This window comes from Salinicoccus hispanicus (assembly GCF_009831115.1).
GTDB lineage: Bacteria > Bacillota > Bacilli > Staphylococcales > Salinicoccaceae > Salinicoccus > Salinicoccus hispanicus.
In genome coordinates this window covers 263,302-282,355 of sequence record NZ_WUUK01000002.1, presented here as the reverse complement: position 1 = coordinate 282,355, position 19,054 = coordinate 263,302, and the positions used below count along the sequence as shown (strand labels likewise).

Sequence of the window (19,054 nt, the reverse complement as noted above, 5' to 3'; positions counted from 1 at the left end):
GAACCCGTTTGATCGAGGTTCGGACTCTTATTTTCAGATTTCAATCTTCATTCCAGCCTCTGCCAGCTTTATTACATTGACTGGATGCTGTTTGGCACTGTCGAGCAGTACTTCCAGTTCACCGTGATGAGGCAGATTGGCGAGGATGGTCATCTGGGCATCGGATTTTGATGCCAGGCGACCCGCATATTCGGCATTCATATGTCCCTCCGCACGGCCATCGAATCCTTCGTAGAGTTTGCAGTCGATGACGAGCACATCTGCACCGAATGCAAACCGCACAAGACTGCCGCGATAGCTGGAATCGGACGTATGGACGAATACACCACCCTCGTTATCGGTGACACGTATGGCATAGGTTTCCACTGGATGTTCATTGCGATGGAATTCAACCTGGAAAGGTCCGACGGTATAATTCTTGGTTGCACGGACCGGCATGAATGTGCTGTACTTTGCCCGGCGTATGGTCTTGACGATAGTGCCGCTTTCCGGTCCGTAGATTTTGAGGTTCCGTTCGGTACGTCTCAGCTGTCTGGCCATCTTTCTGGCGAGCATGAAGGCTTCGATATCTCCTGCATGATCATGATGATAGTGGGAAAGGAAAATATGATCGATATCATGGATGGAAGTGTATTTCTGAATGCTCGCAGCTACACCACTGCCTGCATCGAGCAGAATCGAAGTCCCGTCTTTCTGGATCAGGTAGCCGGACGTCGGCTCCATTCCTTTCGGAAAACTGTTCCACATTCCTATAATGATGACTTTCATAGCATCATCCCCTATGATCTTCTACTCCTACCCATACCCCTTTTTCACCTTGTGCAAGCAATACCGGCATAGCCTTCCATCTCATTCCAATAAAAATAGCGGGGTTTCCCCCGCCACCTGTCTATTGTGATTGTCCACCCTCGCCTGTTGTGGTGAACATCGTTTCCTTGAGATTGGTGCGGTATCTCCACATGTTCTGGATGATGGTCTTTACAACCGCATAGGTCGGTATCGCAATCAGGATGCCGATGAATCCGGCAATATTCCCCGCTGCAAGTACGACTGTGATGACTGTCAGCGGGTGCAGCTTGAGTGTCTGACCCATGACATTCGGTGTAATCAGATTGCTTTCAATCTGCTGGGCGATCAGTGTGATGAGTGATACCCAGATCAGCAGGTATGGATCCTGGATGACTGCAAGCAGTGCTGCAGGCAGAAAGGCAATCCATGGTCCAACGAAAGGAATCAGGTTCATGAAGAGTGCAAATATCGCCAGCAGCAATGCGTATTCGAGTCCTACTATTACGTATCCGATATAGAGGATGATGCAGAGTATGACGCTCACCAGCATCTGTCCTTGTATGAACGCCCGCAACGTGTGGTCGATATCATAAAGCATCTCAGTCAGAAACTGCTTCATGGTCCCTCTGAATGGGGATACCATGGATGGAATGAACTTCTCATGATCCTTGAGCATGAAGAAGAAGAAAAATGGTACAAGAATCAGCGTGATGAGCACACTTACAGTGCTGGTCACGATGGTGAATGCATTGCTTGCCAGATTGGAAAGCATCTGCGATCCCCGATCCAGTGCATCCTGAATGTACTGTTCCGGGTCGACCGGCAGCCGATCGCGGTAGGATAGTACAACGTTGAAAAGGTCTTGAATTTCATTCTGGATCAGTGGTGCACGGGCGATGAGGTTCTGCACCTGCTGCGTGACCATCGGCACGATGATCATTGCAAGTACTGTAAGCACCAGCAGTATGATGACGAATACTGCCAGGATGCTGGTCAGCCTGCCAGCCTTTCTTTTTTCCAGGAAACGCTGTATGGGTTCGGTAATATAATACAGCAGCCCGCCGAGCAGCAGAGGTACGAATATCGTCGTCACAATCGTGAAGACAGGTTCGAAAATGACCTGCACACGGATGACGAGCATGATGATCAGAAGTGTGATGATGATTGCGATACCGGTTTGAAACCAGACTTTCTTTGTCATATGCAACTGCTCCTCCTCCGACAATTTTAAAAGGTGTATACAGTGTATCATAAAAATACATTCGATATTAAATTTATATGGACAAATCATTGAAGTACAAGTATGATGAATATTGTCAGAATCTTCGTTAAAAAGGGGAAAACTCGCTGTCAAAGGGGAAAAGGGGGAAATACTATGCAAGGAATTGTAGATGTATTAAATGGATGGGTGTGGAGTAGTCCGCTTGTTTATGGACTGCTGGCCGTCGGACTTTATTTCAGTTTGAGGATGCGCTTCTTCCAGATCCGACACTTTAAAGAAATGATCCGCCTCATGTTTCAAGGGGAAAAATCACCAGTCGGGATTTCAAGCTTCCAGGCACTCGCAGTATCATTGTCCGGCCGTGTCGGTACAGGTAACATCGTCGGTGTCGCAACGGCCATCTTCATCGGTGGACCGGGTGCCATCTTCTGGATGTGGCTCATTGCATTCCTCGGCGCAGGCAGTGCCTTCGTCGAATCGACACTTGCTCAGATCTATAAGCAGAACGAAGATAAGCAATATCGTGGTGGTCCAGCCTACTACATAGAAAAGGGAATCGGCGGCAGACTTGGTAAAGTCTACGCCATCGTCTTCGCACTTGTAACGATTCTTGCGACCGGATTCCTGCTTCCGGGCATCCAGTCCAATTCCATCGCGGGATCCATGACCAATTCGTTCCCGGTACAGCACTGGGTCATCGGAGCTGCACTTGTTGTTCTCGTCGGGCTCGTCATTTTCGGCGGTATCCGTTCCATCGCGAACGTTGCTTCGGCGGTCGTACCTTTCATGGCACTCATCTACGTCGGGGTCGCAATCGTCGTGGTCATCATGAATATCCAGGAAGTGCCTGCGATGTTCGGTCTCATCTTCCGCAGTGCGTTCGGTCTGGAACAGCAGTTCGGCGGCATCGTCGGGGCCATGATCGCAATCGGCGTCCAGCGCGGCATATACTCCAATGAAGCCGGTCAGGGTACAGGACCGCACGCAGCAGGTGCTGCTGAAGTGTCCCACCCTGCAAAACAGGGACTTGTACAGGCATTCTCGGTATATGTCGATACACTATTCGTATGTACAGCGACAGCACTGATGATTCTGATGACGGGCATGTACAACGTATCCGACGGCAATGAAGGTCTCATTGTCGACAGTGGTGTCCATCAGGTATCTCCAGGTGGTGAAGAGAACTTCGGTGGAACAGTTGCCTATACACAGGCAGGTCTTGATAGAGCATTCAGTGGACAGGATACTTTCGACATCAACTTCGTCGGGTTCGGTTCCTACTTCATTTCATTTGCACTGCTGTTCTTCTGCTACACGACGATACTCGCCTACTACTATATTGCCGAAACGAACCTTGTCTATCTGACACATGGCCGCTGGCCGATTCTTAAAATTCTACTCGGTGTCCTCCTGATCGGCTCCGTATTCTACGGAACAGTCAGTTCGGCAGGACTGGCATGGGATATGGGTGACCTTGGGGTCGGACTCATGGCATGGCTGAACGTCATCGCCATACTGATCCTGCAGAAACCGGCACTGGCAGCGCTCAGAGACTTCGAGCGTCAGAAGAAAGAGAAAGGTTCCGGAAAATATGCAGTCTATACACCGGATCCATCAACAGTCAAAGAAGCGGACTTCTGGCATCATGACTATCCACAGCGTCTCAGGGAAGAAGCGGAATACAATCCGGATGTCAGAAAGCTCGACCGCTGATATATCATGAATTAATGTTTCGAAGGTGCCCCCTTATTGGTAAACTAGCCATAAGGGGGTTATTTTATGGAAATGGAACCAGGAAAGATACACACTATCAATTTCGAATCGGAAACACTCGGAGAGACTTATGAAATCCAGTACTATCTGCCGAAGAATTTTTCAGATCTGTACAAGCATGAGGTGATCATCACATTCGACTCGCAGGATTTCTTCAGATACGGCCAGGTAGAGAGAATATACGAAAAGCTGAGGAAAAACGAAGAGATCGAACGTGCCCTCATCATCGGCGTTCCCTACCCCAGCGTAGAGTGGCGCAATGACTACTTCAGCCCGAATGGTGCCCACCACGATGATTTCGTGACGTTTGTGGCAAGAGAACTGATCAGCTGGGTCGATGCGAACTTCCCGACGCTCAAAGTCGGAACATCCCGTACACTGATGGGAGATTCGCTTGCAGGCAGCTTCGCCTTTTCCGTCGCTGCTTCATATCCGGCTACATTCTCACAGGCACTGGCATTCAGTCCGTATGTGGATGATGCCTTCATCGAGCGCTTCCAGTCACAGATGTCTCTGATGCATCTCGATCTGTACCATACCATCGGACTAGAAGAAGATGATTTCATCACCATTTCAAAAGAGCAGGCGGATTTCCTGACACCGAACCGCAAACTGAATGACTATCTATCGTCGGAACCGCTTGAATATACGTACCGTGAACTTGACGGTGGCCACGTATGGAAGTCGTGGAAACCTGAGCTTGAACCGGCCCTGAAACATTTTCTTGGATGATTACTATGCTAACTAGTGAGAAATTTGCTATAATTAAGAATATAATTGATAGGGAGGAATCACGATGAAGTTCGGAGTAGCAATGTTCCCGTCCAAAGAACTGCAAGATAAAGTAAATCAATATAGAAAAAGATATGATACACATTATGCACTCATTCCCCCACATATTACGATCAAAGAGAGTTTTGAAGCAGATGAGTCGGAGAAGGAAGAGATTGCAAAATACTTGAGCGAGGTCGCTCGTCAGCATCCGCCGGCCGAGATCGAGATCAAAAAAGTCTCCAGCTTCTCCCCGAACTCTCTCGTCATCTATTTCAAAGTGGAAAAGAATGAGGCACTCGAGTCGTTGCATGATGCACTCAACACAGGTGACTTCCACGGTGAAAATAAACATCCGTTCGTGCCGCACCTGACCATCGCCCAGGGACAGACGACCCAGGAGTATGAGGATATTTTCGGACACTTGAGCATGATCGGCATCCAGCACAAGGAAACTCTGGATAAGATCAGCCTGCTCTATCAGCTGGAAAACGGCGTCTGGCAAGTCTACGAGACATATAGGCTCGGCGAAGGATAGGCATTAATGAACCCGTACCGTCAAAACAGACGTGTACGGGTTTTTCCATGTCCATTTTCAGACAAAAAAATGCAAAGCCCAAAATTGGACTTTGCATTTTGTGAATTATGCCATGATGTGGTAGCCGGAATCGACGTGAAGCACTTCACCTGTGATACCGCTTGAGAAGCCGCTCAGCAGGAAGGCAACCGTGTTGCCCACTTCAAGCTGATCGACATTGCGCTTGAGTGGCGCACGTTCTTCGATTTCCTTCAGGATCGACTTGAAGTCTCCGACTGCTGAAGAGCTGAGTGTACGGATCGGGCCTGCGGAAACCGCATTGACACGGATTCCGGACTCGCCGAGATCAAGTGCCAGGTAGCGTACGCTGGACTCGAGTGCTGCTTTCGCGACGCCCATGACGTTGTAGTTCGGCATTGCGCGCTCGCCACCGAGGTAGGTCATTGTCACGATGCTGCCGCCTTCGTTCATGATTGTCTTGGCATGCTTTGAAACAACAGCCAGTGAATAGGCACTGATATCGAGGGCATTCTTGAACCCTTCTCTCGTTGTTTCGCTATAGCCGCCCTGCAGTTCGTCCTTGCCGGCGAATGCAATCGCGTGAAGCACGCCATCGATACCGCCCGTCTTTTCACCGATTTCCTTGAATGAAGCTTCAACCTGCTCATCATTTGTTACATCACATTCAACGATGATGTCGTGGTTGCCTTCAAGTTCCCCGAGGAGTTTATCCAGTTCACGTCTGAAACGCTCATTCAGAATCGTAAACACCAGTTTTGCACCCAACTGGTCGAGTGCGCGTGCTGCGCCCCAAGCGATACTGCGCTTGTTGGCAACACCCATGATGACAAAAGTTTTACCTTCGAGATTCATAAGTATATACTCCCTTTTCAACTCATTGCGTGCCACAGTGTGCACTCACAATTATAGTTTGTTATTAGTACCTACTCCTAATCTACATTCTTTCAAATTGAATTGCAACAAAAAAGATGTTTCATGCAATATTCACATATGAAAAAAGCGTGTCACCCGAAGAGGGCCACACGCCATTGATCAGTAGAGTTCAAGTTCACGCTTCAATTCCTCCACATACTCTCTCGAGCCGGTCATGAAGATCCGATCGTCGACGAACAGCTGGGTGTCCCCATGAGGCACAAGCGATTCCTGCCCACGCAGTATTCTCAGGAAGATGATATCTCCGGTGAACGGGAAATCCCTGAGCATCATATCATCATAGCGATAGTTGTTCATCTGTATCTCGTAGATCGATGTCTCCTCGTCCGATAGCAGCTGCATCATATTCGGAGATTCTATCAGACCACGGAGCAGTGTTTTTGAGCTGAGCATCGTGGAGAACAGCTCGAACCCGCTTTCTTTGACTGCATTTTCCTGGGTCGGATCATCCACGCGGTAGATGATCCGTTCGACACCGTGCTGCTCAGCCATCTGAGCGACGCGCCAGTTGATATCGGAATCGTTCGCCCCGAGGACGACGATGTCGGCATCAAAAGCGTTGATGGCATCCAGACACTCCTCAGAATACTCGGGAATTTCATTGAAACTCAGATTTTCGGTGTTCTTCTCCCTCGAATCCGTATAGTTCTTATGGAAGACAAGCTTCACATGGTAGAGGCCACCGGCGATGCTGTGTGCGACCGGTACGGTCAGCTGGTTGTTGCCGATGATCGTCACATTGATCGAGCGCTCTTCATTTTCCCCTTCAGGATAGAGCTGTTTGAAGACGACCGGTGTAATGATGCACGCGATGACGGCACTCAGTATGAACATGCCGCTCTCGGCGCTCGTGATCATACCGATCTCCTCTGCAATCACTGCAGCCGCAATGATGAGCGACAGCGTCGATGTCAGCAGGAATCCTGCAGCAGTTACCCGTTTCAAATCGAAATATCTAAGCAGTATGCCGACCGGTATAAGCTTGCTCAACAGGAACGCCGCAAGCAGTACCGGTATCAGAATGAAGACGCGGTTATCCGAAAACAGTGACGGCAGATCGAGATCCACGCCCACCATGATGAAGAAGATGGGAATGAAGAAGCCATAGCCGAATGAATCCAGCTTGTGCACCGTATCCTGGTCCGGCTTCAGCAGACTGACGATACAGCCTGCAATGAATGCACCGAGTATGTTCTCGGCTCCTACGCCTTCGGCCAATGCGACCAGCATGATGATCAGCGCAAAGACGCCCCGGATGCCGATCTGCATCGTACCGTTATTGAGCTGTCTGATGAGCTGGGACTGGTGCATGACCCGTCCGAGGAAATAGAACAGTATGGCAAATCCGACAAGAATCGCCATCAGCCAGATCGGCTGGCTCGAATCCGCGTAGAGCTGCGAATAGAAGGCCAGCATGATCATCGTTGCCAGGTCCGCAATGACGGCAACCAGCAGGATCACCTGCCCCATCTGGGTAGTGATCAGGTTTGCCTCCTTCAATGTCGGCACAACAACACCAAGGGATATGGTGGATATGATGATGACGAGAAGGAATACATCGTCGAACACGCCGAAGCTTTGCATCATGAAGGCAAACAGAAAGCTCAGTGCAAGAATGCCCAGGAATATGCCGATAGTCAGCATCAGTGTGTTCGGCAGCGGTCGTTTCAGGAGTTTCGATTTCTTCTGGCTGGAAGATTTTTGCGTAAACGCATCGAAATCAATTTCCAGACCACTGAGAAACATCAGAAATATAAAACCCAGTGTGGAAAGTATATTGAGCCAAGGGTCGCTGGCATCGACAATATCAAGGAACGATCTTCCGATGATGACCCCGACTATGATCTCTGCAACCACCACTGGCAGAAAGCTTACTCTTAGTCTATTGATCAGAATTGGCGTCAGCAGTGCTGCAAGGACGACAATTGCCAATGATGCTACAGATGGTCCATGTTCCATTATTTTCTCCTTATAGCAGATAAGACATGAATGCATTCGCGAGTGAAAAATACACGAGCATACTGATGATGTCATTTGCTGTTGTAATAAATGGTCCGCTGGCAACTGCCGGATCGATATTCATGCGGCTCATGACGAGCGGCACTAGAGTTCCGAGCAGTGTCGCCAGTGTCATGGCAATCAGCAGACTCACTCCGACGATAATACCAAGAATCGGCGACCGATACAAGAGACTGATGATACCAAAAAGAATAAGGCCGCATACAAGTCCCGTAATAAGTCCTGACCCGGTTTCACGCAGTGCAAGCTTCATCTTGCTCGTATCTTTTATTTCCCCTGTCGCAATACCGCGCACGGCCACAGCAAGCGATTGGGTGCCACTGTTTCCGGCCATGCCTCCGATGATCGGAATGAAGGCCGCGAGCACAGCCACCTGGGCGAGCGTGTCTTCGAAAGTGGTCAGCATCGCTGCTGTGATCATGCCCATGAACGTCAGTCCGATCAGCCATGGCAGCCGCTTCTTTGCTGTCGAAAATGAAGAGTCCGAAGCCGGCTCGATTTCTGTCATACCGGCAAGCCTCGAGTAGTCTTCACTGGCCTCTTCATCGATGACGTCCATGATATCATCCGCTGTGATGATACCGAGCAGATGATCCTGGTAGTCGACAACCGGCATTGCCAGAAAGTCATAGTCACGCATGATCCGTGCCACTTCCTCCTGGTCCTCAGACACACGGACGGAGACGACACGCTCGACCATGATGTCCCCGATGTAGGCATCATCATCTGCAATGATCAGTTCCCTGAGGGAAAGGATGCCCGCAAGCTTACGGTCCTTATTCACAACGAATACATAGTAGATGGTTTCGGAGTTCGGTGCCATATTTTTCAGATGGCGCATGGCCTCACGCACTGTCATCAGCGAAGTGACGCTGACAAATTCGGTGGTCATGATACCGCCGGCGGTATCCTCCTCATAGTTCATGAGTTTGCGTATCTCCTGCGCATCCTCCCGTTCCATCAGCGTCAGGAATGAGGTGAGTTTCTCTTTTGAGACTTCACTAAGTATATCGACGGCATTATCATACTGCATGGCCCCGAGCATCTCCGCTGCGTAGCGTGCATCCATTGTATCGAACAGCACCTCAAATTCTTCCGGATCGAGTTCGAGGCTGTCAAAGAATTCAGCCACTTCTTCCGGACTGAGGAACTGATACATCCTCTGCCGGTCCTCCTCTTCGAGTTCGAGATAGAATTCACTCTGCTCATAATTGTGCAGATTGAAGAAGACGTCCCGGAACGTATCGATATGTTCTTCCCTCAGATGGACGAGCAGCGATTCATACTCAAGCTCGATTTCTGTTTTTTCTTCAATTTCAGCCATGATGCCACCACCTACGTATATTCTTATTCAACATAATATATGAAAAACTAAAAAAGCACTTCAACAGTGCTTTGAACTCTAGGAAATGAAGGAGTCGTGGACTCTCTTCCAGAATGGGAACGGTCTGAAACGGGCGAATCTCATCTTCTCGTCTGCGACCCTGAACTGGATCGATTTGACTCCCTTATGCACAAGATTGATATGATCGATTGTCATCTGATAGACTTCGCTGTTCACCGGCAGCACCTGGCATGTATGGTGCTTCGGCAGAACGAGCGGAGAGCCGACCGTACGGAACACCCTGTTGTTGATGGATGCAATCTCTGTAATCTGTATGGCTTCGATCGATGGGTGGATGAGCGCCCCGCCGAGCGCCTTATTGTAGGCGGTAGAACCGGATGGCGTGGAAATGCACAGGCCGTCTCCCCTGAACCGTTCGAAGTGCTGGTTCCTTATATCCACATCCATGACCAGAGTTGTCCCATTGTCGGTTCGAAGCGTCGCTTCATTGAGCGCCAGGTAGCGGGTTTCCGTACCTTCCGCCTCATAGCGGATGATCGTCTCGAGCAACGGATATTCAATGACCTGAAACTCGTCACTCTGTATGGCGATGATCAGACGCTCCACTTCCTGGGGCAGCCAGTCTGCATAGAATCCAAGATGCCCTGTATGTACGCCGACAAAAGCCGTATGATCAAGAAGATGCTGATAGCGGTGGAAGGCCTGGAGCAGCGTACCGTCGCCGCCGACCGAAATGACGATGTCGGGAACCTCCTGATCCGACGTCATGCCCATATCCAACATATAGTTCATCATCTTATCCTTCAGGGCATTCGATTTGGTATCTCCTTTGGAAACGATGAAAAATTTCATACCGCCACTCCTTTCTAGAGTCCATGCGCTAGCGCATATTGCGTTTTTTCGTGTAGTACTTCTGGGCATCCTGTATCTCTTCGCGGATCTCTGACATCTCCTGATCGAGAAGGTATGCCGCTTCTGCTGCATTCTGCAGGCGTTTCTTTATTTCCGGCGGGTACTCCCCGCTGTATTTATAGTTCAGTGTATGTTCAATCGTCGCCCAGAAATTCATCGACAGTGTCCTGATCTGGATCTCCGCCAGAATGCTGACCGTACCGCTCAGGCGTTCGACCGGATACTCGACGATCAGGTGATACGACCGGTAGCCGCTCTCCTTCGTATTGGCGACGTAGTCGCGCTCCTCGACCACTCTCATATCGGTGCGGTTGCGGATTTGTGCACAGATCACTTCGATGTCATCCACAAACTGGCACATTATCCGAACCCCTGCGATATCATACATTCCCTCCTGAAGTCGATCATAGGGAATATTACGTGCACTGGCTTTTTCAATGATGCTCTGCACCGGCTTTACCCTTGCTGTTACGAATTCCACCGGAGAAGACTGACGGTTGAGTTCATAATCCTGACGCATACCCTTCAGCTTCACCTTAAGCTCCTCGACAGCTTGCTTATAAGGTGCAAGAAACTTCTCCCATTGTTCCATCGCTTACACTCCAGTCCTAAACCCGTTCTATTGTATGAACTCTTCCTTGACTGCAATTTCAAATGCTTCCCCGTAATTGTTGTTGCCATCGATGTTTTCAACGAGGTAGTCCAGCTCATCCCAGAAATCGGTCAGTATCACATCCGTGTTCAGAATGATTTCCGCGCCGTGGTGCGTCCGCAGCATGGACCATGTCTCTTTCACAAAATGGACCCGCCTGAACTGCTCGCCATCATCGAGAAGATAGATGAACGTCATGTTATCAGAGTCGACGATCATGCGAGATGCTGCCTTCAGGCCTTCTGTGCCTTCATCTGCATAGCATTTCAGTGCTTCGTTTTCATATTTTATCTCTGTCACATATATATCCATTATTTTCACTCCTTGCGCCATTTATTCTACCATAGTATCCACCATTTGATAACGTCATAAACTGTTTACTTTACACTGCATTTCAAATTATAGATAATAATGATTGAGGAGTGGATCTGATGAAAGAACTGGAAATAGAATTTAAGAACCTTTTGACCGGGGAGGAATATGGACGCATGCACAATGCACTGTTCACCACAGCGCAGCCCATCGTGCAGACCAACTTCTATATAGATACCCCGGATCTTGCTTTGAAACACCATCGTCTTCTGCTCAGGATCAGGGATACAGGCGGCAAGCAGATCATGACACTCAAGGAACCGACCGTCAAAGGTGTCATGGAATATCATGGAGAAGTCGAAAATGATCTGAACTTCGACCGCAATATCCGTACGGACGAAGTTCCGGAACTGATCCTGGGCGAACTCGAACGTTTCAATATAGATACATCGCAGCTCAAGATCTATGGCGCACTGTCGACGGAACGGCGTGAAGTGCCCTATAGGGAAGGGCTGCTTGTACTGGATAAGAACAATTATCTCGACACCGAAGATTTTGAACTGGAATACGAAGTGGAGCAGTACGATAAGGGAGAAACACGATTCATGGATCTGCTCGAGCAGTACAGCATAGAACGGCGTGAGGAAAAGACAAAAGTCGAACGTTTCTACAATAAGCTTGAAAGCATTCGCTCGGGTGATAACTATGCCAATACCCTATAAGGATATCGGAGAGGAAAAACTGCACCGCATGATCGATATCTTCTACAGCCATGTGGCGGAAGATGCGCGTATCAATCATCTTTTCCCCGATGATCTGGCTGAGACAGCATACAAGCAGAAGCTGTTCCAGACCCAGTTCCTGGGTGGGCCCAACCTCTATAATGAAAAGTACGGACATCCGATGCTGAAAGCCCGGCACGTCCCCTTCCGCATTACACCGGAAGCGCGCGACGCATGGCTTGAAAACATGGCAAAGGCGATGGATGAAGTGGGTCTTGAAGAGGAATTGAAAACATTCATCATGGCACGTTATACACTGACAGCAAATCATATGGTGAATTCAATAGATTAAGCAGGGTGAGGACATGAACAGAACTGGAACACAGTCACTCGTACTCGAACCGACATCCCATCACATTGAAATCTTCTACTTCTTCGACCCTTTCTCAGCAGACTGCCGTGCATTGGAACCAATCATCAACAAGCTGCAGCTCGAGTATCGCGGTCATGTCACAATCAAGAAGATACTGGCGCCTTCATTGCAGGTGCTGACAAAATGCCAGGCCCAGTCCACCTCTGATATCGATAACATCGCGCTCGCCTATAAGGCGGCAGAAATACAGGGACGCAATAAAGCACGTGCATTCATACGCTACGTCCTCAATCGGATTGTTCCGACAAGAAACATATGCACCATACAGCATATGGAGGAAAGCGCCAGACTGGCAGGCCTGGATGTCCACGCCTTCATGGTCGATGCCCACTCCGAAGAGGTCCGCAGCCTTCTGAAGCGCGACCTCATGGTCTACCGTGAGATGGATATCGAAGCACTGCCTGCCATGATCTTCTTCTCCGGCGACATCGAAGCCGAAGGCGTAAAGGTGGAAGGCGTCTACCCCTATCATATATACACCTATATCATCAATGAACTTATCGACAAGGAAATAGAGAAACACCCTCTGCCGAGCATCCAGGACTATATAGAGTCCTATGAAGTGGTAAGCTTTCATGAACTGAAGACAGTCTTCGAATGGCGGACCGGCCTGCTGCTCAATGAACTGAAAAAGTTGCGGCTGCAACGGCTGGTTGAAGAATTTGAAACAGAAGATGGCATGTATTATCAAATACGAGGCGGCACATCTGTACTTGGAAGATAGTATTTCTACAAATTAAAAGTAAACGTGGAGACATCGGCTGTGCTGATGTCTCCTTTATTATGTACGCATGATTCCAAACGATACAAAAAGGCACGGTGATCGCAATGATTCACCGTGCCGCATATATATACTATTATTTTGAATAAATAAAAAAGCAGCACACCTTCTATAGTGTACTGCTCAAACAAAGGGGATGGGAGAAATTTTTCACTATATAAACAAAGGGGTATGTTTTAGTGATAAAAATTTCATGTCTAGAATATACCACGTATATAGCGCCCAGACAACATTTTGAGTACGTCTTCACAAGACTGTCATAATGAAAACGCATCCAATTTATAATCTGTACATAAAATGCATACATGACCGTTTTCCTTTATTATCAGAAAATTCCTCCCAATGAATAAAAATCCAATAGGAGGAATTCTTCTCTTACAGTTCTTTCAATAGTGCTTCAAACTGGTCGAGCTGGGACTCGAATACTTTCATTGCATTTTCAATCGGTTCGCTTGTCGTCATATCGACACCCGCATTTTTCAGTACGTTGATCGGATAGTCGGATGATCCTTTTTTCAGGAACTCGTTGATGTACCGTTCTGCAACTTCCTTGTCCCCTTCAAGCACCTGCTTCGACAGGCTCGCAGCTGCAGCATAGCCGGTGGAATACTGGTACACATAATAGTTCATGTAGAAGTGGGGGATTCTCGCCCATTCCACATCGATATACTCATCATATTCCACTGCGTCACCGAAGTACTTGCGGTTCAGTTCTCCGTATACCGCGTTCAGGCTGCCGGCAGTGAGCGGTTCTCCAGCTTCCTTCATGGAATGGATCTTATGCTCGAATTCTGCGAACATCGTCTGTCTGAAGACAGACCCTCTGAATCCTTCAAGCTGTTCATTCAGCAGATAGAGCTTCTTCTTCGTATCTTCGAGATTCTTGAACATGTAGTCGGCAAGCAGTGCTTCGTTGAAGTTGCTGGCCACTTCGGCGACGAAAATGGAATAGCCTGACGCATTGGATGGCTGGTTCTGCCTGCTGTAGTAGCTGTGTACACTGTGTCCGAACTCATGGGTCAGCGTGAACAGGTTGTTGACATTGTCCTGCCAGTTCATCAGTATGAACGGATTTGTGCCGTACGTGCCTGAGGAGTATGCCCCGCTTCTCTTGCCTTTATTTTCATAGACATCCACCCAGCGGTTGCCGAGACCTTCCTTGATGATATCGAGATACGTTTCTCCCATCGGCTCGAGGGACTTGAGCATCCAGTCCTTCGCCTCCTCGTAGGTCATCTCGAATTCCACATCTTTGATCATCGGTGTATAGACGTCATACATCCTGAGCTTGTCGACACCGAGCTGCTTTCTGCGCAGTTCCGTATAGCGGTGCATGAGGTGCAGATGGTCGTTCACGGTCTTCACAAGGTTGTCGTACACTTCTTCCGGGATGAAGTTGTTGGACAGCGCCTGATGCCTGGCGGAATCATAGCCACGTGCCTGCGCCTGGAATACGTGCGTGCTGACGACACCCTGCAGCGTCTGGCTGAGTGTATTTTTGAATGCACCATACGTGCTGTACAGATTCTCATATGCCGACTGCCTGAGCGTACGGTCGCTGGATTTGAGCAGATCGATGTAGGTGCCCTGCGTCAGCGCATGTGCATTGCCGTCTGCATCCACAGCATCCGGGAATTCGAGGTCGGCGTTGTTGAACATGCCAAACGTGGATGTCGGGCTCGACATGACTTCACCTGCCTGTGCCAGCAGTTTTTCCTCCTTGTCACTGAGGACGTGTTCACGCTTTTTGTTGAGCTTTTCGAGATCGAAGGAGAATTCGGAAAGGCGGGCATCCTGACGCCACGCTTCAAGCGTCTCCTGGTCGATCTTCATGATTTCAGGTACGAGGAAGCTCCATGCAGTATTGAACTTGACCACCAGTGTACGGGCTTTAGACTCCAGTGCACTGTAAGTATCATTTGATGTGTCCTGATCATGCTTCAGATGGGCATAGACGAACAGCTTGCCGATCTCATCACTGATTGCGCGTTCCGTTTCCAGCGCTTCCGCCAGTACTTCCGATGAATCGATCTTTCCCTGGAACTGTGCCTCTTCCCCGAGACGTCCTTCCAATTCTTTATACTTCTCTTCGAATGCTGCATCGGATTCGAAGATTGTTTCAAGATTCCAAGTATATTTCTCTTCCTGTTCTTCACGTGTAATGACTTTTGCCATGATTTTACCTCCACTTTTCAGATAATACAATTTTCTCAATATTCCTCATAAATTTCAAGTACCGAAACTTATTGTGAAATGTATAACGATTTATAGGCCTTGACCAGGCCCTTGAGTACTGTCTGCCTGTTCGGCATCTGCTGCATTGTGCGCAGCTGGATGAAGCGGCTGAACTGGTTCCAGTCGAATGTCCCCTTCTCCAGCGCATGCATGATATAGAGCTTCCATTCAAGGGGTGGATTTGTAATCCATCGTTCCGCTTCGACGCTGTAGCAAAGGTGCGCCGGCAGATTTTCCGGATCGAGCGACAATTGATATAGAAATGTCAGCGTCGGGTTCAGACGGCTCTTCTGCTGTCGCGCATGCCGGATCATGCGTCTGATATCACTCTGGTCCAGCCTGAGCGGTGCGGGGGCTGAGCCAGGTTGGTGGCCGGCGAGGTCTTCGGGATCAAGAAACGCGGCAGTGTATGCAAAACGGTTGCCCCCTCTATGATGCAGGAGAGTCCATCTGATGAGACGCCTTTGCGTGCTGGAATAGCTGAACAGTGATCCATTGAAGAGTGTCGACAGCTGGAAGTGTGTCGGGATGATGCAGTCCCGATCGATACGGAGTGCCGCTTCGTCAAGCAGCCAGATGACATCCATGCCGAGGGAATGATAGCCCTCAGACCGTTCGACGATCAGTTCCGGTGAAATCGTGGAATACTGTATTTCCAATGCACGGCTGTGGTTGATCAGCAGATCCGGAATTTGCTCGATCTCCTTCAAATAGTATTCCATTGCGACGGGAAATCTGTTCAGTGCCAGGTAGAGCGTGTGCTTTGCTTCCAGATGTGCCAATGATTCCTTTTTATAGAAATAGCGGATACAGTCGATGATGCGATGGTGGGAGAAATGCGGCGTCTTGACGCTGCCGGCTTTGAAGGTGACAGGTAACCCACAAACCGGACAGGAATAGCTCATCCCCTTCTGTGCTTCTTGTGCTGTGACTCTGATTCCATCCTTATCATGTGCGATGAACATATAAATAAAACCCCCTCTTCTATATATGGTAGAAAAGGAGGTTTTTGATTTATTTTTTATACAAGTAAATTAATTTTCTTTAAAAAACTTTCTTACTTTGTTTCTTACGTTCATACTCATGATGACTTTACCGTACTCCTCCACCACCATGCTGGATAGTTCGGCGGGAGAACTGTATTCGAGAAGTTTCGCTTCAATACGTTCCATATCCATGAAATCCATACGATAGTCGAAGAAAATCTGATAATAATAGTTGCCTTTATGTGCGATAAGCAGATCTTCGTAGCCGGTTTCGTCTACTTCCACTTCATGTGTATACTTTATAAGGTCTTCGAACTCATCGAATTTGACCATGACCGGTTCTTTTGTGACTGGTGTTACATCTTCCGAGTCCGTCGCGATATTTTCAAGGAACTGTTCAACATCATTATTATTTATATCCATAGGCGTCTGCTCCGTTGAGAATGGTTTATCATCCTGAGATTTGGAAACAACCACTTCGATTCCTTTATCGTAGGCATGTACTTGAATCCATAGCGGTCCTTCCATTGAAAAATCTTCTTCCTGCTCGTGGTTCACTTCATCCATGATGGACCAGAAGAACTCTTCTCCGCGTTTACGGTTCATCCATAGATCTTCTTTGTCAAACCCACGTTTCTCGATGTCCTGGTAGGTAATGAAAAACTTGATCGTCGATTCATCAATTCTTTCAATCCTCATACTTCTCACTCCTCTCCGTCAAGTATGATTCTTATCTATATTATACCTTATTCCGAAATGCTAAAACCACTTTTAGAATTGTTATGTCATTATACGCCAAAATACCCGTGGATTTCAAGCAATCCGCGGGCATCTAGATGGTAAGTATATTTGATGGTTATTGGGAAGAACAGCACTTACAGCTCAGCGAGACGCTTTGCTTCATTCAAGTGGAATGTCCTTACTGTGCGCGGGAGAAAACGACGAATTTCATCTTCGTTGTATCCTACCTGCAGACGCTTCTCGTCCATGATGATCGGTCTTCTGAGCAGACCAGGATTCTCCATGATCAATGTGTAGAGCTCCTGCATCGGCATGCTGTCGATGTCTACATTGAGTTTCTGGAAAGTCTTTGATCTTGTAGAAATAATTTCATCTGTTCCATCCTCAGTCATTCTGAGTATGGCTTTCACTTCATCAAGACCGAGTGGTTCAGAGAATATATTTCTTTCAGTATAAGGAATTTCATGTTCATGTAACCATGCTTTCGCTTTACGGCATGATGTGCAGCTTGGAGAAGTAAAAAGTGTTACCATACAACTCACACTCCAATTTCAAAAAGATTTGTAATATTGGTTTATACCCGGATTGACTGTTCTGTAATCTAATTTGACATTATTTTTTGTGAAACTTGATAAATTTCGGTATAAACTTTATTTACACTATGTACTATACAGGGTAAAGATTAAAACTAAATGAGAATCATGTAATAATCTCGCAAATTTTTAGAAAAATTACACTGTATTTATATCATCTCTCCTACAGCTCCTGATTGCAAGGTGCTCCGAATTTTATTATCATATAAATAATGACTAACATAAAGGTGATTACAAAATGAAAACATTATTTTCAGGCGTTCAGCCAAGTGGCATACCGACAATCGGAAACTACATCGGCGCCTACAAGCAGTTTGTGGAGATGCAGGATGAATACGATGCGTACTTCTGCATTGTCGATCAGCACGCGATAACCGTTCCTCAGGACAGACTGAAACTGAGGGAGAATACCCGGAAACTGGCAGCCATCTATCTGGCTTCCGGCCTTGATCCGGAAAAGATCACCCTATTCATCCAGAGCGAAGTGGCAGCCCATGCCAAGGCTGCATGGATGATGCAGTGCATCGGCTACATCGGAGAACTGGAACGTATGACGCAGTTCAAGGATAAGGCACGCAGGCAGAACCAGCGTGACGGTATCAGTGTCGGCCTGCTGACCTATCCATCTTTGATGGCTGCCGACATTCTGATCTACGGTACTGATGTCGTGCCTGTCGGTGAAGATCAGGGACAGCACCTTGAACTTACACGCAACATGGCAGAACGCTTCAATTCCAAATACAATGATATACTGACCGTCCCGGAAGTCAAGCACCCGGAAGTCGGGGGACGTATCATGAGTCTGAACGACCCGACGAAAAAGATGTCGAAAAGTGATGATAATCAGAAAGGATTCATCTCACTTCTGGACGATCCGAAAGCTGCGGCCAAGAAAATCCGCAGCGCGGTGACAGACTCGAGCAGTGAAGTGAAATACGACAAGGAAGAAAAGCCGGGCATATCCAATCTGCTGACCATCTATTCCGCGTTGACCGGAAAAAGTATCGCAGATCTCGAAAAACAATACGAGGACAGCAATTATGGTGTTTTCAAGTCGGAACTCGGTGAAGTCGTCGAGTCATTCCTGATCGACTTCCAGGATAGAGTGAACCATTACCTGGAAAGCGGAGAACTGGATGACATCCTGGATCAGGGCGCTGAAAAAGCCTCCACAAAAGCAGATAAGATGGTGGAGAAAATGGAACGTGCCATGGGGCTCGGCAGAAAACGCAGATAAATAGTACGGTGGGAAACGAATCAGGTTCATCCTGATTCG

At 48.1% G+C, this 19,054-nt stretch carries 19 protein-coding genes; 7 read left to right on the top strand and 12 right to left on the bottom strand.

The window, feature by feature from the left end:
* Window positions 1-33: 33 nt before the first annotated feature.
* Both GQ671_RS06355 and GQ671_RS06350 read right to left on the bottom strand, forming a co-directional pair.
* A complete protein-coding gene (locus GQ671_RS06355; protein WP_160654351.1) occupies window positions 34-768 on the bottom strand; it encodes an MBL fold metallo-hydrolase in 735 nt (244 codons plus the stop codon).
* Window positions 769-889: 121 nt separating this feature from the next.
* The gene (locus GQ671_RS06350; protein ID WP_160654348.1) at window positions 890-1,990 is read right to left on the bottom strand and encodes an AI-2E family transporter; all 1,101 of its coding nucleotides are present in this window, start codon (window positions 1,988-1,990) and stop codon (window positions 890-892) included.
* 174 nt (window positions 1,991-2,164) lie between these two features.
* Here GQ671_RS06350 and GQ671_RS06345 point away from each other — a divergent pair, with 174 nt between their 5' ends.
* The 3 genes from GQ671_RS06345 to GQ671_RS06335 all read left to right on the top strand — a co-directional run bounded on the left by GQ671_RS06345 (window position 2,165) and on the right by GQ671_RS06335 (window position 5,093).
* The gene (locus GQ671_RS06345; RefSeq protein WP_160654345.1) at window positions 2,165-3,724 is read left to right on the top strand and encodes an alanine/glycine:cation symporter family protein; all 1,560 of its coding nucleotides are present in this window, start codon (window positions 2,165-2,167) and stop codon (window positions 3,722-3,724) included.
* Window positions 3,725-3,790: 66 nt separating this feature from the next.
* Window positions 3,791-4,516, top strand: a complete 726-nt coding sequence (locus tag GQ671_RS06340) for an alpha/beta hydrolase (RefSeq protein WP_160654342.1) — start codon at window positions 3,791-3,793, stop codon at window positions 4,514-4,516.
* Between the two features lie 64 nt (window positions 4,517-4,580).
* Window positions 4,581-5,093, top strand: a complete 513-nt coding sequence (locus GQ671_RS06335; RefSeq protein ID WP_160654337.1) for a YjcG family protein — start codon at window positions 4,581-4,583, stop codon at window positions 5,091-5,093.
* 105 nt (window positions 5,094-5,198) lie between these two features.
* On the opposite strand, the gene fabI is transcribed toward GQ671_RS06335, so the two are convergent.
* The 6 genes from fabI to GQ671_RS06305 form a co-directional block, all read right to left on the bottom strand.
* Complete coding sequence (gene fabI, locus GQ671_RS06330; RefSeq protein ID WP_170288654.1) at window positions 5,199-5,966, bottom strand: enoyl-ACP reductase FabI; 768 nt, start codon at window positions 5,964-5,966, stop codon at window positions 5,199-5,201.
* A gap of 180 nt (window positions 5,967-6,146) precedes the next feature.
* Window positions 6,147-8,006 (bottom strand): cation:proton antiporter family protein, encoded by a 1,860-nt coding sequence (locus GQ671_RS06325; RefSeq protein WP_160654335.1) that lies wholly within the window; start codon window positions 8,004-8,006, stop codon window positions 6,147-6,149.
* A gap of 10 nt (window positions 8,007-8,016) precedes the next feature.
* A complete protein-coding gene (gene mgtE, locus GQ671_RS06320; protein WP_160654331.1) occupies window positions 8,017-9,390 on the bottom strand; it encodes a magnesium transporter in 1,374 nt (457 codons plus the stop codon).
* Between the two features lie 78 nt (window positions 9,391-9,468).
* On the bottom strand, window positions 9,469-10,263 hold the full coding sequence (locus GQ671_RS06315) for an NAD kinase (RefSeq protein ID WP_160654328.1): 795 nt from the start codon (window positions 10,261-10,263) through the stop codon (window positions 9,469-9,471).
* A 28-nt stretch (window positions 10,264-10,291) separates the two neighbouring features.
* A complete protein-coding gene (locus GQ671_RS06310; RefSeq protein ID WP_160654324.1) occupies window positions 10,292-10,915 on the bottom strand; it encodes a GTP pyrophosphokinase in 624 nt (207 codons plus the stop codon).
* A 27-nt stretch (window positions 10,916-10,942) separates the two neighbouring features.
* The gene (locus GQ671_RS06305; RefSeq protein ID WP_160654322.1) at window positions 10,943-11,287 is read right to left on the bottom strand and encodes a UPF0738 family protein; all 345 of its coding nucleotides are present in this window, start codon (window positions 11,285-11,287) and stop codon (window positions 10,943-10,945) included.
* Window positions 11,288-11,406: 119 nt separating this feature from the next.
* Here GQ671_RS06305 and GQ671_RS06300 point away from each other — a divergent pair, with 119 nt between their 5' ends.
* Genes GQ671_RS06300 through GQ671_RS06290 form a run of 3 tightly spaced genes read left to right on the top strand, consistent with a single transcriptional unit; the run spans window position 11,407 to window position 13,166 of the window.
* Window positions 11,407-12,009 carry a CYTH domain-containing protein gene (locus GQ671_RS06300; RefSeq protein ID WP_160654319.1) on the top strand — a complete coding sequence of 201 codons (603 nt, stop codon included), beginning with the start codon at window positions 11,407-11,409 and terminating at the stop codon, window positions 12,007-12,009.
* Complete coding sequence (locus GQ671_RS06295; protein WP_160654315.1) at window positions 11,993-12,361, top strand: globin domain-containing protein; 369 nt, start codon at window positions 11,993-11,995, stop codon at window positions 12,359-12,361. The genes GQ671_RS06300 and GQ671_RS06295 overlap by 17 nt, the downstream gene beginning before the upstream one ends.
* Before the next feature lie 13 nt (window positions 12,362-12,374).
* Window positions 12,375-13,166, top strand: coding sequence for a DsbA family protein (locus GQ671_RS06290; RefSeq protein ID WP_160654312.1), 792 nt, complete (start codon window positions 12,375-12,377; stop codon window positions 13,164-13,166).
* A 432-nt stretch (window positions 13,167-13,598) separates the two neighbouring features.
* Here the strand turns inward: GQ671_RS06290 and pepF are convergent, their stop codons facing one another.
* The 4 genes from pepF to spxA form a co-directional block, all read right to left on the bottom strand.
* Entirely contained in the window at window positions 13,599-15,398 is a 1,800-nt protein-coding gene (pepF, locus tag GQ671_RS06285) for an oligoendopeptidase F (protein ID WP_160654309.1), read from the bottom strand.
* Window positions 15,399-15,466: 68 nt separating this feature from the next.
* A complete protein-coding gene (locus GQ671_RS06280) occupies window positions 15,467-16,423 on the bottom strand; it encodes a competence protein CoiA (protein WP_160654306.1) in 957 nt (318 codons plus the stop codon).
* 69 nt (window positions 16,424-16,492) lie between these two features.
* A complete protein-coding gene (locus tag GQ671_RS06275; protein WP_160654304.1) occupies window positions 16,493-17,143 on the bottom strand; it encodes an adaptor protein MecA in 651 nt (216 codons plus the stop codon).
* Window positions 17,144-17,319: 176 nt separating this feature from the next.
* Window positions 17,320-17,718: a transcriptional regulator SpxA gene (gene spxA / locus GQ671_RS06270; protein WP_145284245.1), complete on the bottom strand. Its 399-nt coding sequence runs from the start codon at window positions 17,716-17,718 to the stop codon at window positions 17,320-17,322.
* A gap of 298 nt (window positions 17,719-18,016) precedes the next feature.
* On the opposite strand from spxA, the gene trpS reads away from it, so the two are divergent.
* A complete protein-coding gene (gene trpS / locus GQ671_RS06265) occupies window positions 18,017-19,015 on the top strand; it encodes a tryptophan--tRNA ligase (RefSeq protein WP_160654302.1) in 999 nt (332 codons plus the stop codon).
* The last annotated feature ends 39 nt before the right edge of the window (window positions 19,016-19,054 follow it).

What these genes read in the sequence shown, in the direction of transcription:
- GQ671_RS06355 (WP_160654351.1), bottom strand. Translation starts at nt 768, where the DNA reads ATGAAAGTCATCATTATAGGAATGTGGAACAGTTTTCCGAAAGGAATG.
- GQ671_RS06350 (WP_160654348.1), bottom strand. Translation starts at nt 1,990, where the DNA reads ATGACAAAGAAAGTCTGGTTTCAAACCGGTATCGCAATCATCATCACA.
- GQ671_RS06345 (WP_160654345.1), top strand. Translation starts at nt 2,165, where the DNA reads ATGCAAGGAATTGTAGATGTATTAAATGGATGGGTGTGGAGTAGTCCG.
- GQ671_RS06340 (WP_160654342.1), top strand. Translation starts at nt 3,791, where the DNA reads ATGGAAATGGAACCAGGAAAGATACACACTATCAATTTCGAATCGGAA.
- GQ671_RS06335 (WP_160654337.1), top strand. Translation starts at nt 4,581, where the DNA reads ATGAAGTTCGGAGTAGCAATGTTCCCGTCCAAAGAACTGCAAGATAAA.
- fabI (WP_170288654.1), bottom strand. Translation starts at nt 5,966, where the DNA reads ATGAATCTCGAAGGTAAAACTTTTGTCATCATGGGTGTTGCCAACAAG.
- GQ671_RS06325 (WP_160654335.1), bottom strand. Translation starts at nt 8,006, where the DNA reads ATGGAACATGGACCATCTGTAGCATCATTGGCAATTGTCGTCCTTGCA.
- mgtE (WP_160654331.1), bottom strand. Translation starts at nt 9,390, where the DNA reads ATGGCTGAAATTGAAGAAAAAACAGAAATCGAGCTTGAGTATGAATCG.
- GQ671_RS06315 (WP_160654328.1), bottom strand. Translation starts at nt 10,263, where the DNA reads ATGAAATTTTTCATCGTTTCCAAAGGAGATACCAAATCGAATGCCCTG.
- GQ671_RS06310 (WP_160654324.1), bottom strand. Translation starts at nt 10,915, where the DNA reads ATGGAACAATGGGAGAAGTTTCTTGCACCTTATAAGCAAGCTGTCGAG.
- GQ671_RS06305 (WP_160654322.1), bottom strand. Translation starts at nt 11,287, where the DNA reads ATGGATATATATGTGACAGAGATAAAATATGAAAACGAAGCACTGAAA.
- GQ671_RS06300 (WP_160654319.1), top strand. Translation starts at nt 11,407, where the DNA reads ATGAAAGAACTGGAAATAGAATTTAAGAACCTTTTGACCGGGGAGGAA.
- GQ671_RS06295 (WP_160654315.1), top strand. Translation starts at nt 11,993, where the DNA reads ATGCCAATACCCTATAAGGATATCGGAGAGGAAAAACTGCACCGCATG.
- GQ671_RS06290 (WP_160654312.1), top strand. Translation starts at nt 12,375, where the DNA reads ATGAACAGAACTGGAACACAGTCACTCGTACTCGAACCGACATCCCAT.
- pepF (WP_160654309.1), bottom strand. Translation starts at nt 15,398, where the DNA reads ATGGCAAAAGTCATTACACGTGAAGAACAGGAAGAGAAATATACTTGG.
- GQ671_RS06280 (WP_160654306.1), bottom strand. Translation starts at nt 16,423, where the DNA reads ATGTTCATCGCACATGATAAGGATGGAATCAGAGTCACAGCACAAGAA.
- GQ671_RS06275 (WP_160654304.1), bottom strand. Translation starts at nt 17,143, where the DNA reads ATGAGGATTGAAAGAATTGATGAATCGACGATCAAGTTTTTCATTACC.
- spxA (WP_145284245.1), bottom strand. Translation starts at nt 17,718, where the DNA reads ATGGTAACACTTTTTACTTCTCCAAGCTGCACATCATGCCGTAAAGCG.
- trpS (WP_160654302.1), top strand. Translation starts at nt 18,017, where the DNA reads ATGAAAACATTATTTTCAGGCGTTCAGCCAAGTGGCATACCGACAATC.